At 61.7% G+C, this 15,034-nt stretch carries 13 protein-coding genes and 1 pseudogene; 8 read left to right on the forward strand and 6 right to left on the reverse strand.

Annotated features, from left to right (window positions below; genetic code table 11):
* Positions 1 to 12 precede the first annotated feature (12 nt).
* The 3 genes from VFE81_RS05260 to VFE81_RS05270 all read left to right on the forward strand — a co-directional run bounded on the left by VFE81_RS05260 (position 13) and on the right by VFE81_RS05270 (position 3,308).
* Positions 13 to 1,179 carry a porin gene (locus tag VFE81_RS05260; protein ID WP_325043584.1) on the forward strand — a complete coding sequence of 389 codons (1,167 nt, stop codon included), beginning with the start codon at positions 13 to 15 and terminating at the stop codon, positions 1,177 to 1,179.
* A gap of 346 nt (positions 1,180 to 1,525) precedes the next feature.
* Positions 1,526 to 2,368: an FAS1-like dehydratase domain-containing protein gene (locus VFE81_RS05265; protein ID WP_325043585.1), complete on the forward strand. Its 843-nt coding sequence runs from the start codon at positions 1,526 to 1,528 to the stop codon at positions 2,366 to 2,368.
* 106 nt (positions 2,369 to 2,474) lie between these two features.
* Positions 2,475 to 3,308: a CoA ester lyase gene (locus VFE81_RS05270; RefSeq protein ID WP_325043596.1), complete on the forward strand. Its 834-nt coding sequence runs from the start codon at positions 2,475 to 2,477 to the stop codon at positions 3,306 to 3,308.
* Between the two features lie 104 nt (positions 3,309 to 3,412).
* Here the strand turns inward: VFE81_RS05270 and VFE81_RS05275 are convergent, their stop codons facing one another.
* From VFE81_RS05275 to VFE81_RS05285, 3 genes are all read right to left on the reverse strand, one after another.
* Positions 3,413 to 4,360, reverse strand: coding sequence for an electron transfer flavoprotein subunit alpha/FixB family protein (locus tag VFE81_RS05275; protein ID WP_325043586.1), 948 nt, complete (start codon positions 4,358 to 4,360; stop codon positions 3,413 to 3,415).
* Between the two features lie 23 nt (positions 4,361 to 4,383).
* A complete protein-coding gene (locus VFE81_RS05280) occupies positions 4,384 to 5,133 on the reverse strand; it encodes an electron transfer flavoprotein subunit beta/FixA family protein (RefSeq protein WP_325043587.1) in 750 nt (249 codons plus the stop codon).
* Between the two features lie 185 nt (positions 5,134 to 5,318).
* Positions 5,319 to 5,978: an NADPH-dependent F420 reductase gene (locus VFE81_RS05285; RefSeq protein ID WP_325043588.1), complete on the reverse strand. Its 660-nt coding sequence runs from the start codon at positions 5,976 to 5,978 to the stop codon at positions 5,319 to 5,321.
* 130 nt (positions 5,979 to 6,108) lie between these two features.
* Here VFE81_RS05285 and VFE81_RS05290 point away from each other — a divergent pair, with 130 nt between their 5' ends.
* The 5 genes and pseudogenes from VFE81_RS05290 to VFE81_RS05310 all read left to right on the forward strand — a co-directional run.
* Positions 6,109 to 6,843 (forward strand): LysR family transcriptional regulator, encoded by a 735-nt coding sequence (locus tag VFE81_RS05290; protein ID WP_325043589.1) that lies wholly within the window; start codon positions 6,109 to 6,111, stop codon positions 6,841 to 6,843.
* Positions 6,780 to 8,444, forward strand: coding sequence for an acyl-CoA dehydrogenase (locus VFE81_RS05295; RefSeq protein ID WP_325043590.1), 1,665 nt, complete (start codon positions 6,780 to 6,782; stop codon positions 8,442 to 8,444). The genes VFE81_RS05290 and VFE81_RS05295 overlap by 64 nt, the downstream gene beginning before the upstream one ends.
* The gene (locus VFE81_RS05300) at positions 8,434 to 9,648 is read left to right on the forward strand and encodes a CoA transferase (RefSeq protein ID WP_325043591.1); all 1,215 of its coding nucleotides are present in this window, start codon (positions 8,434 to 8,436) and stop codon (positions 9,646 to 9,648) included. The genes VFE81_RS05295 and VFE81_RS05300 overlap by 11 nt, the downstream gene beginning before the upstream one ends.
* A 133-nt stretch (positions 9,649 to 9,781) precedes the next feature.
* Positions 9,782 to 10,972, forward strand: a complete 1,191-nt coding sequence (locus VFE81_RS05305) for an acetyl-CoA hydrolase/transferase family protein (protein WP_414695551.1) — start codon at positions 9,782 to 9,784, stop codon at positions 10,970 to 10,972.
* A 174-nt stretch (positions 10,973 to 11,146) separates the two neighbouring features.
* Positions 11,147 to 11,254: pseudogene (locus VFE81_RS05310) on the forward strand (IS6 family transposase); the annotation flags it as partial.
* 351 nt (positions 11,255 to 11,605) lie between these two features.
* Here VFE81_RS05310 and VFE81_RS05315 read toward each other — a convergent pair.
* The 3 genes from VFE81_RS05315 to VFE81_RS05325 all read right to left on the reverse strand — a co-directional run.
* Positions 11,606 to 12,397 carry a phytanoyl-CoA dioxygenase family protein gene (locus VFE81_RS05315; RefSeq protein WP_325043593.1) on the reverse strand — a complete coding sequence of 264 codons (792 nt, stop codon included), beginning with the start codon at positions 12,395 to 12,397 and terminating at the stop codon, positions 11,606 to 11,608.
* A 61-nt stretch (positions 12,398 to 12,458) separates the two neighbouring features.
* Positions 12,459 to 13,910, reverse strand: coding sequence for an altronate dehydratase family protein (locus VFE81_RS05320; RefSeq protein ID WP_325043597.1), 1,452 nt, complete (start codon positions 13,908 to 13,910; stop codon positions 12,459 to 12,461).
* A gap of 603 nt (positions 13,911 to 14,513) precedes the next feature.
* Positions 14,514 to 15,034 (reverse strand): peptidase dimerization domain-containing protein (locus VFE81_RS05325; protein WP_325043594.1); only part of this gene is annotated, 521 nt, incomplete at its 5' end.

Consider the following 15,034-nt stretch of genomic DNA (forward strand, 5'->3'; position numbering starts at 1 on the left):
GAGACAGCGACAATGAAAAAAGTAGTTTGGGTCCTATCGGCCCTCGGCGCGGTATCCGGCATCGCCAATGCGCAGAGCAGCGTCACGCTCTACGGCATCATCGACGAAGGATTAATCTTCAACAGCAACGCCAATGGCTCGCGGCAGTACTATCTCGCCTCGGGCGTGCTGAGCGGCAGCCGCTTCGGCTTTCGTGGGGCAGAGGATCTCGGCGGCGGCCTGCGTGCGGTCTTCACGCTGGAGAACGGCTTTGACGTGAACAGTGGCAAGCTCGGTCAGGGCGGCCTGATGTTCGGTCGGCAGGCCTATGTCGGTCTTTCGAGCGACCGCCTCGGCACGCTCACCCTCGGCCGCCAGTTCGACTCGACGGTCGACTATGTTGGGCCGTTCGGGTTTGCCGGCACCTACGGCGGCTACATCACCGCGAGTCCTGGCGACATGGACAATTTCGCGATCGGCAATCGCGTGAACAACGTCGTCAAGTATGCGAGCCCGAACATTGGCGGCCTGACGTTCGGCGGCATGTATTCGCTGGGCGGCATTGCCGGGGACTTCTCGCGTAGCCAGGTCTGGGGCGTCGGTGCGGGCTATGCGTATGGTCCGTTCAAGCTCGGCGCATCGTACATGAACATCCGCAATCCGAATGTGTCGTTCTACGGTACGAGTGTGTCGGGCGCGACAGCCGGGACCAACAACATGTCGTCGGTAGCGACGCGTGGTTTCGCTTCCGCGCAGACGCAACAGGTTGCGGCGGCCGGTGCGTCTTACACGATCGGCCAGTTCACGTTGTCCGGCACCTATTCAAACGTTCAGTTCAAGGATTTGAGCGGCGCCGTCGGCGTGCTCAATCCGGGCGCCGTGCGCGGCACGGTGACGTTCAACAACTATGCGGCCGCGCTCAAATATCAGTGGACCCCGGCGTTTTTTACTGCCGCACAATTCGAGCGCACAACCGGCAGTTCAATCAACGGCAAGAGCGGCGCGGCCTACAACCAGCTCGATTTTTCGGCGGACTACCTCCTGTCGGTGCGCACCGACGTCTATTTCACAGCGGTCTATCAGCGCGCATCGGGAACACAGTCGACCGGCGCGCCGGCCGTCGCGGCGATCAATGTGATCACGCCATCGTCGACCAATCATCAGGCCGCCGTCCGCGTCGCGATCCGTCACAAGTTCTGAGGACGTCAGAACAGGGCCGCAGCCATGAATCATCGAAAACCAGAGCTCAAGGGCCAGTATGGTGGCCGTGGCGCAAGGCTCAAACTCTATCCTTCAGAAACCAGCGGAAAACGACACCTACGGGCTATCCCGAAGCGTTCATCGGCCGAATACGACGTCCGTGTCGTCGCTCGATGCAGCGTTGCGAGAGGGTCGTGCGGCAATGCCGTTTCCGCATGGCAACGATACCTGGGGCCCGCTACCGAACTGAGTCGGCAAACGGCACTATTGGTTCGTAGAACCTGGCCGGTAGTCGGCAAGGCCCGCGCGACAATTAAAGAGCGACACACTCGCATAGGACTTATGTATGTCCGATTCAAATGTTCCACTGGCTGACTGGATCTCAAAGCAGGACGTGACGAGGGACGTAGCGACGGCTTTCCCACTGTCCGCCCTCGCCGCGACGCTCGATCGTACGGAGGCCGGCGACTGCGTGCCGCCCTTGTGGCACTGGCTCTACTTTCTGTCGGCAGCCCCACAGGCGGACGTCGATTCTGACGGCCATCCGAAACGCGGTGGCTTCTTGCCCCCGGTACCGCTTCCGCGGCGCATGTGGGCCGGCGGACGGCTCACCTTTCATGCTCCACTGCGCGTCGGCGAGCAAATGACTCGCACCTCCACGATCTTGCGCGTAGAGGACAAGATCGGGCGTTCCGGACGGCTGGTGTTCGTTACCGTTCGACACGCCGTCGAAGCGGGAGGCCAGTTGAAGATCGAGGAAGAACAGGACATCGTCTATCGGGACGCGCCGCACGCCGACGCTGTTGCACCACCGCCGGAGCGCGCCCCGCTCGATGAAGTCTGGCGACGTGTCGTGGATACGGGACCGGTCATGCTGTTTCGCTATTCGGCACTGACCTTCAATGGGCATCGAATTCACTATGATCGGCCCTACGCGACAGGGGTCGAAGGATACCCCGATCTCGTGGTACACGGCCCCCTTGTCGCGACACTTTTGATTGATCTGGTTGCTCGCGAATTGCCCGAAGCAACGATCCGCCGTTTCACCTTCAAAGCCGTGCGACCTGCTTTCGCGACTCGGCCATTGACGCTTTGCGGACGGCCTTCCAACGACGGAAACACGGTTGAGTTGTGGGCGATGGACCACGAAGGCTACTTGACCATGCGCGCGAGCGCTGAGCTCGCCTGAGCGTCCATACGAGCGACGCTCAGGCGAAGCTTTTCGTATCTTTGCGCGCCACCCAATTTTAGACCAGGCTGACATGACCACAGATAGCGCAGTTCAATTGGACGAAGTGAATATCCCGGCCTCGCGCTCGTATCTGTTCGTGCCGGGAAACCGTCCGGAACGATTCGAGAAGGCCCGTGCGGCCGGCGCCGACCAGGTGATCTTCGATCTCGAAGACGCCGTACAGGCAGACGCGAAATCTGAAGCCCGCGCCGCGGTGCTTGCTGGCGTCGACGCTCTTCGGCCAGTGCTCGTGCGCATTAATGGCTTCGACACACCGTGGTTCGAAGATGACCTGGCGGCGCTCGCGTCGTGTCGCGGGGTTGCCGGTATTCTGCTGCCAAAGGCGGAAAGCCTGGAACAGTTAAGTGCGGTACTGAAAAGGGCGCATCGCGATATCGTGCTTTTTCCGATGATCGAAACGGCCAGGGGTATCGCGAATCTTTCGGCCCTTTGTGCGGCCCCTCGGGTCAAACGGCTGGTTTTCGGAACGCTCGATTTTCAGATTGACCTGGGCATTGAAGGCGATGCAGACGAACTGAACCTGTTTCGCTCGCAGATCGTTCTGGCCTCCCGGCTCGCGGAAATTGGCGCGCCGGTGGATGGTGTCTCCACCGTGATATCCGATTCTTCCGCCATCGAAGCTGAGGCGCGGCGTGGCAGGCGCTTCGGCTTCGGCGGCAAGCTATGCATTCATCCGGCTCAGATCGATGCCGTTCATCGTGCCTTTGCGTGGAGTGATGCGCAGACGGATTGGGCGCGTCGGGTACTGCTCGCCATCGAAGCGAGTAACGGCGCAGCCGTGGCGGTCGATGGAAAAATGGTCGATCTCCCGGTGATTCTGAAAGCACGCCGGATTGCTGCACAGGTCCACAATGAGGCGCGCGACTCGATGATCTGAAGTTTCGCGGCGCTTCCGCTTGCCAGGCAGCGCCGACGCGCATCACGCTTCGAAGAGAAAGAGGAGGACCGCGCACGCTTCGTTTTACGGCCCGCGGTTCCACATTAGGGGAGGGCGCTTACCAGTTCCGGCACGAGAGCGAACAGGTCGCCGACGAGGCCGTAATCGGCGACACCAAAGATCGGAGCTTCCGCGTCCTTGTTGATTGCGACGATGACTTTGCTGTCCTTCATCCCCGCCAGGTGCTGAATCGCGCCCGAGATGCCCACGGCCACGTACAACTGCGGTGCGACGATCTTGCCGGTCTGGCCGACCTGATAGTCGTTGGGGACGAAGCCCGCATCGACCGCCGCACGCGATGCGCCGAGCGCCGCACCGAGCTTGTCCGCCAGCGGCTCCAGCATCTTCGTGTAGTTCTCGCCGTTACCGAGACCCCGGCCACCGGACACGATGATTGACGCCGACGTCAGTTCCGGCCGATTCAGCTTCGTCACTTCACGGCTGACGAATTGAGAAATGCCTGCGTCGTTTGCCGCTTCGATCTTCTCGACCGATGCGCTGCCGCCCTCGGCCGCGACCGGATCGAAGCCTGTCGCGCGCACGGTAATGACCTTGATCGGGTCGCTCGATTGCACAGTCGCGATGGCGTTGCCAGCGTAGATCGGGCGCTCGAAAGTATCTGGTGCGTCGACTGCGGTGATGTCGCTGATCTGGGCTACATCCAGATGCGCCGCAATGCGCGGTGCGATGTTCTTGCCGTAGGCCGTTGCGGGCGCAAGGATGTGCGAATAATCCTTCGACGGATCTCGCACGATCGCCAGCACCGTGCCTTCGACGTTCTCGGCCAGTCCTTCGGCGAGTTGCGGCGCATCGGCGAGCAGTACCTTGGAAACGCCCGCGATCTTTGACGCAGCATCCGCTGCGCCTTGCGCGTTCGAACCCGCCACGAGCACGTGAACATCGCCGCCGATCTTCGAAGCCGCCGCGACGGTATTCAGCGTCGCGGCCTTGATCGATGCGTTGTCGTGTTCTGCAATTACCAGAATCGTCATTTTCTTCCGTCTCCGCGTTGTTCTTAAAGCACTTTGGCTTCGGTCTTGAGCTTCTCGACCAGCGTTTTCACGTCCGGCACCATCACACCGGCGGAGCGCTTGGGCGGCTCGGCGACTTTGAGCGTCTTCAGGCGCGGCGCGACATCGACCCCAAGGTCCGCTGGTTTCAGCGTTTCCAAAGGCTTCTTTTTGGCTTTCATGATGTTGGGCAGCGTCACATAGCGCGGCTCGTTCAGGCGCAGGTCGGTGGTGATGACTGCGGGTAATTTCAATGAAAGCGTTTCCGCACCGCCATCGACTTCGCGCGAGACCGTGGCTTTGCCGTCTGCCACGACGATTTTTGATGCAAACGTCGCTTGAGGCAGGCCAGCCAGCGCGGCGAGCATCTGACCGGTTTGGTTGGAATCGTCGTCGATGGCCTGCTTGCCGAGGATCACTATTTGAGGCCGTTCCTTTTCCACGAGCGCCTTGAGAATCTTCGCGACGGCAAGCGGCTGCAATTCATTAGCCGATTCGACCAGAATCCCGCGATCCGCGCCGATCGCCATCGCCGTGCGCAGCGTCTCCTGACATTGCGTCACGCCGCAGGAGATCGCAACGACCTCTGTCGCAATCCCCGCCTCGCGTAAGCGCACCGCTTCCTCAACGGCAATCTCGTCGAACGGGTTCATCGACATCTTCACGTTCTCGATATCGACTCCCGTACCGTCCGATTTCACGCGTACTTTCACGTTGTAGTCAACGACGCGTTTCACTGAAACGAGTATCTTCACTATCCTGCTCCCTTGCGTTGAAAGGCCGCATGCGCGCCGTGAGGCACTCACGCCGCGGCGACCGGATCAACGATAGGGCATCGCGCGTGTTGGCGGCAGTTCTCCCGCTACATGACCGTCATGACGAACCGGTATGTCAGCAACGCCGTTAGCAACGCAATCGGCGAGACCTCGCACGCTTCCGATCAGCTCCGCCACGACCCGTGCGGAAGTTCGACGTCGCGTTCTGCCAATGCGAGCTTCGTCTTCAAGGTTTCCCTGTCGAGCGGGATGCAGTACGCGGGTTTTGCGCGTTCGAAGCGCCAGCTATCGGCAAGCGCGCCCGCATCGAGCGGGTCGTAGCCGCACTCGTCGAGCCATGCGGCGACCACGCTCTTCGAGTCGGCGTCATCGCCCGCGATCGGCAACGCGCGTCGCTTCGGAGCGCCGGCCGGCTTTCCTGTCGTCTCGATATCCTTGGCCAGAATCGCATTGAAGGCCTTGACGACACGCGCTGCCGGGAAGTGCGCCGCGACGATTTGCGACGTCGTAGTCTCGTGGCGGTCGAGCGCGTCGATTCTGCCGTCGCGTTCGGGATAATAGTTGCAGGTGTCAACGAGAATCTTGCCCTCGAATGGCCCTGCGGGCAGGTCGCCAACGTTACGCAATGGAACGGCCAACACGACAATGTCGCCGAATGCCGCTGCCTGTTCCGCTGTGCCGGCTTTGCAGCCGATCGCAGACACGGTGCTGCCGAGCGTCGCCGGCCCGCGCGAGTTGCTTATCATCACGTCGTGCCCCTGGCGCATGCCAAGGGTTGCCAGGGAACGGCCAATATATCCCGCTCCGATAATACCGATCTTCATTGCAGTAATTCCTTCCGTCAGTGGGTTGAATGCAACGCGTCGAATGGCGCTGCCCTGTTCACACTATGATTCGAACCTCGTGTGTGATAAAGCCGTGTTGAGTGTAGGCTGACGAAACGGAGAGTTTGCAATGATGGATCGTCTTACCAGCATGGCGGTGTTCGTGAAGACCGCCGATACCGGTTCGTTCGCGGCGGCCGCGCTAGCATTCGACATCTCTGCGCAGATGGCGGGGCGACATGTGGCCGAGCTCGAAGCGCGCATCGGTGGACAACTGCTCAATCGAACCACGCGTCGTCAGAACCTGACCGAGATCGGCCTGGAGTTCTATCGGCGCTGCAAGCAGCTGCTCGCGGACGCCGAAGAGGCAGAGGCCGTCGCGAGCAACCTTTCGACGACCCCGCGCGGACGGCTGCGGGTCACAGCGCCGGTCACTTTCGGGCTTTTCGGTCTCGCGCCGCTCGTCGCGCCATACCTGCTGGACCGTCCGGAGGTCGAGATCGATCTCACTCTGACGGACCGCTATGTGGATCTGATCGGCGAGGGTTTCGATGCCGCAATCCGGCTAGGGCCGCTCGTCGATTCGTCGCTGGTCTCAGCCATACCGTCACCGCATGCCGGCCATGCGCGGTTGCCGCTACCGGCGTCCGCGCGGCTTGCCTATCCTGTACCTCATAAGTCGGGCACGCCCTCCGCCATGGTTTCAGGCGCAGCCGCCCGAGCCAGCCAGTCCAGCCTACCTTCCGACATCCAAAAATGCTCTATCAATCCGTCCCACAAAGTTTTACTGCCGCGACTACCGTGCTGCAACGTGTTCGCTGGTTACTCGACGAGGCAGTGCTCGCGGTCGTCCGCTCATGTGTGATCGACGGCAAGCTGGATGCGGCACGGCTGGACGAGTTTCAGTTCGCCAGCTATGAAATCGCGCTGGCGAGCGCGGAACTGCTTGCAGCGGAAACTGCCTGCGATCGAACCGACCCGGAAGACTGCGCCACCGACCTGGACATGCGCCTCTCACTCGCCTTTGCCACCGACGCCATGACGAGCGTTCTGCAGCGTCTTGACGCTTTGTATGTCGACCTTGCCATTCCCGCCGCAGGGTTGCATGCGGTCACCCAAAGCGTGGAGTTTGCGCGCTTGCGCCAGGCGGCATGCAGCAGCGAAGCGCTCGCGCACCTTGGTGAGGCGCTCGGCTCGGCCGAGTCGATTGCCAACATAAAACAGCCGGATGACGTCGCAATGGCGCAGGACGCGTTCCGGCGCTTCGCAACGGAGGTGGTCGCACCGCTTGCCGAACGCATTCATCGTCACGATCTGACGGTTCCCCCCGAAATCCTGGATGGCATGCGCGAGATGGGCGCCTTTGGACTCTCGATACCGGAGTCGCTCGGCGGCAGCGCATCGGAAACCGGTAACGACGCGCTGATGATGGTGGCTGTCACCGAGGCGCTGTCGGAGGCGTCGCTTGCAGCGGCGGGCAGTCTCATCACGCGTCCGGAGATTCTTTCTCGCGCGCTGCTCACGGGCGGTACAGAGGCTCAAAAACAGCACTGGCTGCCCGCGATCGCATCAGGCGAAGCGCTGTGCGGCATTGCGATCACCGAGCCGGACTTCGGTTCCGATGTCGCGAGCCTGAGCCTCAAAGGCACGCGCGTGGAGGGCGGTTGGTTGCTTGACGGCGCCAAGACGTGGTGCACCTTCGCAGGCATGGCGAATCTGCTGATGGTGGTCACGCGCACGGACCCCGATCGTTCGGCCGGACATCGCGGCTTGTCGATCATGCTCGTTGAGAAGCCGTCGAGCGACGCGCACGAGTTTGACTTCGCGCAACCCGGTGGCGGGCGTCTCACCGGGCGGGCGATTCCGACCATCGGCTATCGCGGCATGCATTCGTTCGACCTGCATTTCGAGCGCTTTTTTGTTCCGGACTCTCACGTTCTCGGCGGCGAAGCAGGCCTCGGCAAGGGCTTCTATTACACGATGCAGGGCATGACGGGTGGACGCATGCAGACCGCCGCGCGGGCCTCCGGCGTCATGCGCGCCGCGCTCGATGCGGCGATTCGCTATGCTGGCGACCGAAAGGTGTTCGGCAAAGCGCTGTCGAGCTACCCCCTCACGCAAGTGAAGATCGCGCGCATGGCCGCGCGCTACGCTGCATGCCGCAAGCTGACCTATGCGATTGCACGTCAGCTCGAAAACGACGGCGCGCAAATGGAAGCCAGCCTCGTCAAGCTGCTGGCTTGCCGCTCGGCTGAGATGGTCACGCGTGAAGCATTGCAGATTCACGGGGGCATGGGCTACGCGGAAGAGAGCGCCGTGAGCCGATATTTCGTCGATGCGCGCGTACTGTCGATCTTCGAAGGCGCCGAGGAAACCCTTGCGCTGAAGGTTGTCGCACGCGCTCTGTACGACCGCGCGTTGACGCGCATTGCTGCAGAAAAAAACGAGGCACCCCATGCTGCCTGATGCGATTCTGAAAGGCATGCGGATCGTCGAGGCGTCGGCGTTCGTCGCGGCGCCCCTCGGCGGCATGACACTCGCGCAACTGGGCGCCGAAGTGATTCGCATCGACCCGCTCGCTGGCGGCCTCGACTACCGGCGCTGGCCGGTCACGGCAGACAACACGAGCCTGTTCTGGTGCGGCCTCAACAAGTCGAAGAAGTCCGTCACGCTCGATCTGTCGAGCGCCGAGGGGCGTGAGCTTGCCGCCGCGCTTGTCACCGCTCCCGGTCCGGATGCGGGAATCCTGCTCACCAACTTCCCGCCACGCGGCTTTCTCGACTATGAGGCTCTAAGCGCGCGGCGCGCTGACCTCATCCAGTTGACGATCACCGGCGATCGTCATGGCCGCTCCGCAGTCGACTACACGGTCAATCCACGCGTCGGCATACCGTATCTCACCGGTAGCGGCACCGCCGACGAAGTCTGCAATCACGTGCTGCCCGCGTGGGACCTCGTCACAGGTAACCTCGCCGCGCTCGGCATTCTCGCGGCTGAGCGCAGCCGCCGACAGACCGGTGTGGGACAGCATGTGAAACTCGCGCTCGAGGACGCGGCACTCGCCGTAATGGGCCATCTTGGCTTTCTTGCCGAGGCGCAACTCGGCAACCAGCGCGAGCGGGCGGGCAACGATCTGTTCGGCGCTTTCGGGCGCGACTTCGTGACCGCAGACGGGCAACGCATCATGATTGTCGGCCTGACCACGAAGCAGTGGAAGTCGCTCTGCGCGGCCACTGGCCTTGCCGGCGATGTCGATGTGCTCGGCAAAACACTCGATCTCGATCTGCAGCGGGAGGGTGAGCGTTTTATCGCACGTGCTCAACTTGCCGCGCTTTTTGCGCCGTGGATCGCCGCCCGAACGCTGGCGGACGTCGCCTCGGCGTTCGATGCACATGCGGTCTGCTGGAGCCGATATCAGACCGTGCGCGAACTGGTGGCGACCGATCCCGAATGTTCGCTGGCTAATCCCCTTTTCTCGGCGGTCGTTCAGCCGGGAGTTGGCGAGCTGCTCGCGCCAGGGAGTCCGCTTGCATTCTCCGCATTCCCTCGCGCGTCGGCCCGGCCTGCGCCGCGTCTGGGTGAACACACAGAACAGGTGCTCACAGACGTGCTTGGCCTTTCGAGCGCGCAACTGGGCGCATTGATCGATCGCAAGATCGCGGGCCGCTGACCAGTTCAAGCCGGACCTATCTCTCCGATTTTCAGCGCGTACCTCGCCGATAGCGGCCGAGGCGTAAGGAGGCTTCTTGTTTACCGATTCATTGCCCGATCTGACGCCGTATTTGCGCGACGGAGATACTGTCATGTGGGGGCAGGCGACCGCCGAACCTTTGACCCTAACCCGGGCTCTAGTTGCTCAACGGGCGCATTTCGGGCGCCTGAATGTCTTTTCGGGGATCGACCTGAGCGGCACCCTGCGTCCGGAACACGCCGACCATTTCCGCTTCATGAGCTACTGCGGCGCGGGTGGCAATCGGGCGCTCGCCAAAGCTGGGCTGCTCGACATCTTCCCGACGCCTTATTCGCTGCTGTTGCGCGACTTTGCGCGCGCGGGTAGCCGTATCGACGTCGTTCTCGTGCAGGTCGCGCAGGCCGACGAAGACGGCATGTACAGCCTCGGTCTGGCTAACGATCTGCTGATCGCGGCCATCGAACAGGCGCGAGTGGTAATCGCCGAAGTGAACCCGGATGTGCCGCGCACCTACGGCGAACGCCGGTTACGCCCGGACGAGATTGACGCGCTCGTTCCTGCCGCCTTTGCGCCACTCGAAACACCGTATAGCGTACCGTCGCCTCACGAAGAACGCATCGCGGAGCACGTCGCTTCACTTGTCGACGACGGCGCAACGCTGCAGGTCGGGCTCGGGGGCGTCGCGGAAGCGACCCTCAAGCGGTTGACTGATCGCAAGGATCTAGGCATTCACTCGGGCATCGTCGGCGATGCGCTGGTTGATCTGGCCGAGTCCGGTGCGCTCACGAATGCGCGCAAGGGGCGCGATGCTGGCAGAAGCGTCGCAGGTATTCTGATGGGGACGAAGCGGCTCTATGCCTACGCCGACCGCAACCCCGACATCGTGCTGCGCGGCACCGACGAGACGCACGGCGCAGAAGCGTTGCGCTCGATCGAGCGCTTCGTCGCGATCAATTCCGCGATCGAAGTCGACCTGACGGGCCAGGCGAACTCTGAAGTCGCAAACGGCGACTATCTTGGGGCGGTAGGGGGCGCGCCCGATTTTCTGCGCGCGGCGCATCTGAGCCGCAGGGGCGTCCCCGTGATCGCGCTGCGTTCGACGGCGGGCGAACGATCACGAATTGTCGCCTCGTTGTCCGGGCCCGCGAGCACCGCGCGCTGCGACGCCGGTGTGATCGTGACCGAACACGGCATTGCGGACCTGCGTGGCTGCTCACTGACTGAACGCATGCGGCGCATGATCGCGATCGCGGAGCCGGAACATCGCGAGCAGCTTGAACGCCAGGCACATGCCGCCCGGTGACCACAACTGACAAGAAACCGCCCGTTTGGAGTGGACGCGTGTCGACACCGTATACAGAAGGGGCGAGACTTGTCACGATTCGTCCGGGTAATAGATTTGCGGTGATCAATTTAATTCGCGACGCACATTGTCTTTGTGGGAAGGGCTGTGCGAGGCTCTTAGCCAGAAAGCCCGGTCACGTACGAAACGATCCGTTGCTGGTGCGAGAAGTTTGGCGCTCGATTCGCCCGGTGCGCCAAGGCGACGCGGCGCAAGCCGGGTAGCACATGGCATCTGGACGAGAGTGTGGCGCGAACACAGGCGAAAGCTTGTGGTGCTGTACTGAAGATGGGAGTTGGCCTCCCGGAGTCGGCTTGCAGGAGCAGGCTCCAAACCGCCCGGTGCTGCTGCGTTCAAAAGGCGTGTTGGTGAGCGACCGCGGAAAAGTCATCCATGAAGGATGGCAGGTACGTGTTGAGAAGATGAGCGCAAGCAAACCGTTCGATGATGCGTCGTTAAGCGTTTCACCAGCACCTTGTATCGATAAGCCGATAAGCCGATAAGCCGATAAGCGAGCTTAGCGATATAGTACTTTTCGTGAAAACTCGCGTTTTACAAAAATACGCCGCTCGCCCATATCATCACCAGAATCCCTCAATAGGCAAATTTCAGATAGCTTTCGCCGTCCGCCAAGGCATCCGCGTCCGCCACTTGCGGCATATGGCGAAGCAGCCGCTTCCCGCGTGGTGATAGTGTTCGAAACACATCGCCGGGTACGTCGATACGAACCTCGGGCCGGAAATACCATTTGCGGCTGTAGCCGATCACCACCATCGGCCGCGGTTCGGCTGTCCTGTTTGGCGTGCCACGGTGCAGTGCGCGCACGTCACGGATCATTACGTCTCCGAGTTGCATCGGAATCGCCACGAGCGGTATCTCGCCGCGTTCAAACGCGGCCATGGCAAGATCCTTATTCATACGATGTGTCCCCAGTGTCGTTTCGAATGGACCGTTTTCGGCGGTCACGTCGCACAGGGGAAAATTGACCGCAAGCTGGAACGACGGTGTCTCCGGCTCGCCGTCAAACAACTCCGGCGTGTCGCGATGAACGTCCTGATACGTCGATCCCAGCAAAGGCGTGTCCGACGCAAGCTGACACATCACCGGGTCGTCACCGGCCACGCGCTCGACGATCGCCAGTATGTCCGGGTCGCAGAAAATGGACTCATCGGCGAATACGCCGACAAACGGCAATGTGATGTAGTGGCGGTTCTCGCCGCGCACGGCAGTGGCGCCCGCGTCGATCCTGGCTTGCAGTAGCGGCGCAAAGGCCAGTTGCCACCGGCGCAAGGTGTCACGCGTGAAATGGTTGCGCAAAACGACTATTCCGTCACGCTCGAAATCGCGCGCGAAGCCGTCATGCTGTTCGGCGGTATAAAGACTCACGGCTAGCTCCTGTTGGTAGTTGAAAATACAGGTCCTTCTGTGAAATACGCGAAAAGGTCAGTTACATCACTGCCCCGACAAACCATGGCATGAATTCGTTCTGGCCATAGCCATGACGCTCCGATTTCGTCTTCTCGCCAGAGGCCGTGCGCAGCACAAGCTCGAAGATCGCCTGGCCCATCTGTTGCACCGTGTGCTCGCCATCGAGAATGCTGCCACAGTTGATATCGATATCCTCCTGCTGACGATGCCATAACGCGGTGTTTGTAGAGAGTTTCAGCGACGGCGACGGCGCACACCCATAGGCCGACCCGCGCCCAGTCGTGAAACACACGACGTTGGCGCCGCCTGCAACCAGACCGGTGACAGAGATCGGATCGTAGCCGGGTGTATCCATGAACGAAAAGCCCTTGTCGATGATGGACTCCGCATATTCATACACGGCCTGCAGGTTCATCGTGCCGCCCTTCGCCACGGCACCCAGCGACTTTTCCAGAATGGTCGTCAGCCCACCGGCCTTGTTCCCCGGCGTCGGATTATTGTTCATTTCACCATGATTTCTGGCCGCATGGTCTTCCCACCACCTGATGCGCTCGATCAGCTTGCGGCCGACTTCGGGAGAGACGGCCCTGCGGGTGAGCAGATGTTCGGCGCCGTAGATTTCGGGCGTTTCAGACAGCACCGCGGCGCCGCCGTGGCGCACGAGCAGGTCCGCGGCTGCGCCCAGTGCAGGATTCGCGGTGATGCCCGAGTAACCGTCTGAGCCGCCGCATTCCAGACCGAGCACCAGGTGACTCGCCGGGACCGAACGACGGGTTGCCCGGTTTGCATGCCCGAGCATGTCCAGGACGATGGCGGCCCCTTTCGCAATCGCCTTCGACGTGCCACCGCTGTCCTGAATGGTGAACGTCCTCAGCAGGTCATTCTCTTCGAGCGCATGTGCGCCAAACAAGCCGGCGATCTGGTTCGCTTCGCAGCCAAGCCCCACAACCAGAATGCCGGCGAAGTTGGGATGGCGTGCATATCCGGCGAGCGTCCTCTGCAGCAGTCGCATGCCTTCGCCTTTGGTGTCGATGCAGCAACCCATCGGATGCGTCAGGGCAACGACGCCGTCGACGTTTGGAAACCGCGCAAGCGACTCGCCGTCGAACCGCCCGGCGATGCCCTTCGCGACGGTCGCCGAACAGTTGACGGTCGTGAGGATGCCGATGTAGTTGCGCGTAGCCACGCGGCCATTTTCCCGCACGAGTCCCTGGAACGTCGCCGACTGCGCGACATACCCGATCGGTTTGACGTCTGCGCTGAACGCGTAGTCGCGGTCGAACTCACCCATCGCGACGTTATGCACATGCACATGTTCGCCGGCGCGAATCGGCTGCGACGCGAAGCCGATGATCTGGCCATAGCGGCGCACGGGCGCGCCTGCAGCGATGTCGCTCGTCGCAACCTTGTGTCCGGGCGGGATCAGTCCCGACACGACCGTGTTTTCATCGACGAGCGGCATGCCTCCCATGTGCCGCACAAGCCGTGACCGACCAGATAGGGCATGCACTTGATCCAGATCCAGATCCATATCGATCACGAGCATGTCGCACGGCTTGAGCGCCGCGAGCGCCCGATTCACCGCCAGCGAGTCCGCATCCTTCGCGCGAAGCGTGAACGCGTGTCCGACGATCTTCGTATTAACCACGAGCGCACGAACTGCCGGGTCGGCAAATCCAGTCTCAGGATAATGACCTAACGTCGGAAAACGACCTGCCGCAACCGGTTGACCAGTCGGGCACGCGTTTTTTTGTCCACGTTGATTCCTCGTTTAATGCAAGACCCCCGCTATACAGCCCCCGGGCAAAGCGCTGCTATCAGGAGAGGCCGACGCAGGAGAGGCCGGCTCTCCTGAAACTCCTGTCTGGAGCCGCGTCGCGTTCGCTCTGATGACTGCCGCTCAGCAACAGCAAGCACTTGCGAGAAACGGCAGGCGCCAGCCCTATGACACCAAAGCCTCATTCGACGGCGTCGCCGAGCAAACGAGAAAGGCGAGATTCGCGAGCATCGTGCCCGGAACGCCGATCTGAACCCTCGATCCGAACAGGCCGCGTCTTCTCTGCGGCGCGTACGGTCAGATCGGCTCCACCCCGCACCAGTCCGCGATGAACAGCGCGATGCTTTTCGTGATGAGACGCAGCGATTCGACGTGCACGCGTTCGTCGAAGCCGTGAATGTCGAGCGACCTGGGCCCGTACACGAGCGTTGGCATATCGCCGTAGATGACGAAGACCCGGGCATCCAGATAGCCTGGCGTCGTGAAAGATTTGAGTTCGGTATCGAACGCGAGGCGGTGGCATGCCTTCAGCACATTCTCCGCATCCGTTCCCTCTTCCAGCACATAGCCTTCGGCGTAGAAGCCCGTCTTCGAGACGCTCGGACGGGAGTCGCCAAAGCGCGCGTCCGCTGCTGCGCGTTCGGTGATGCATTGCTCTACTGCCGCGAAGGCCTGGTCTGCACTCGTTCCGGGGTAAGTGGCGATGCGGATGTCGAATTCGCACCAGGGCGGTACAGTCGATGGCCAATCGCCGCCGACGATCTGTCCTACATTGAAATTGATCGGATGGTCGAGATGCTCGAAATGACGATGACAAC

This window comes from Paraburkholderia sp., from assembly GCF_035656215.1.
GTDB lineage: Bacteria > Pseudomonadota > Gammaproteobacteria > Burkholderiales > Burkholderiaceae > Paraburkholderia.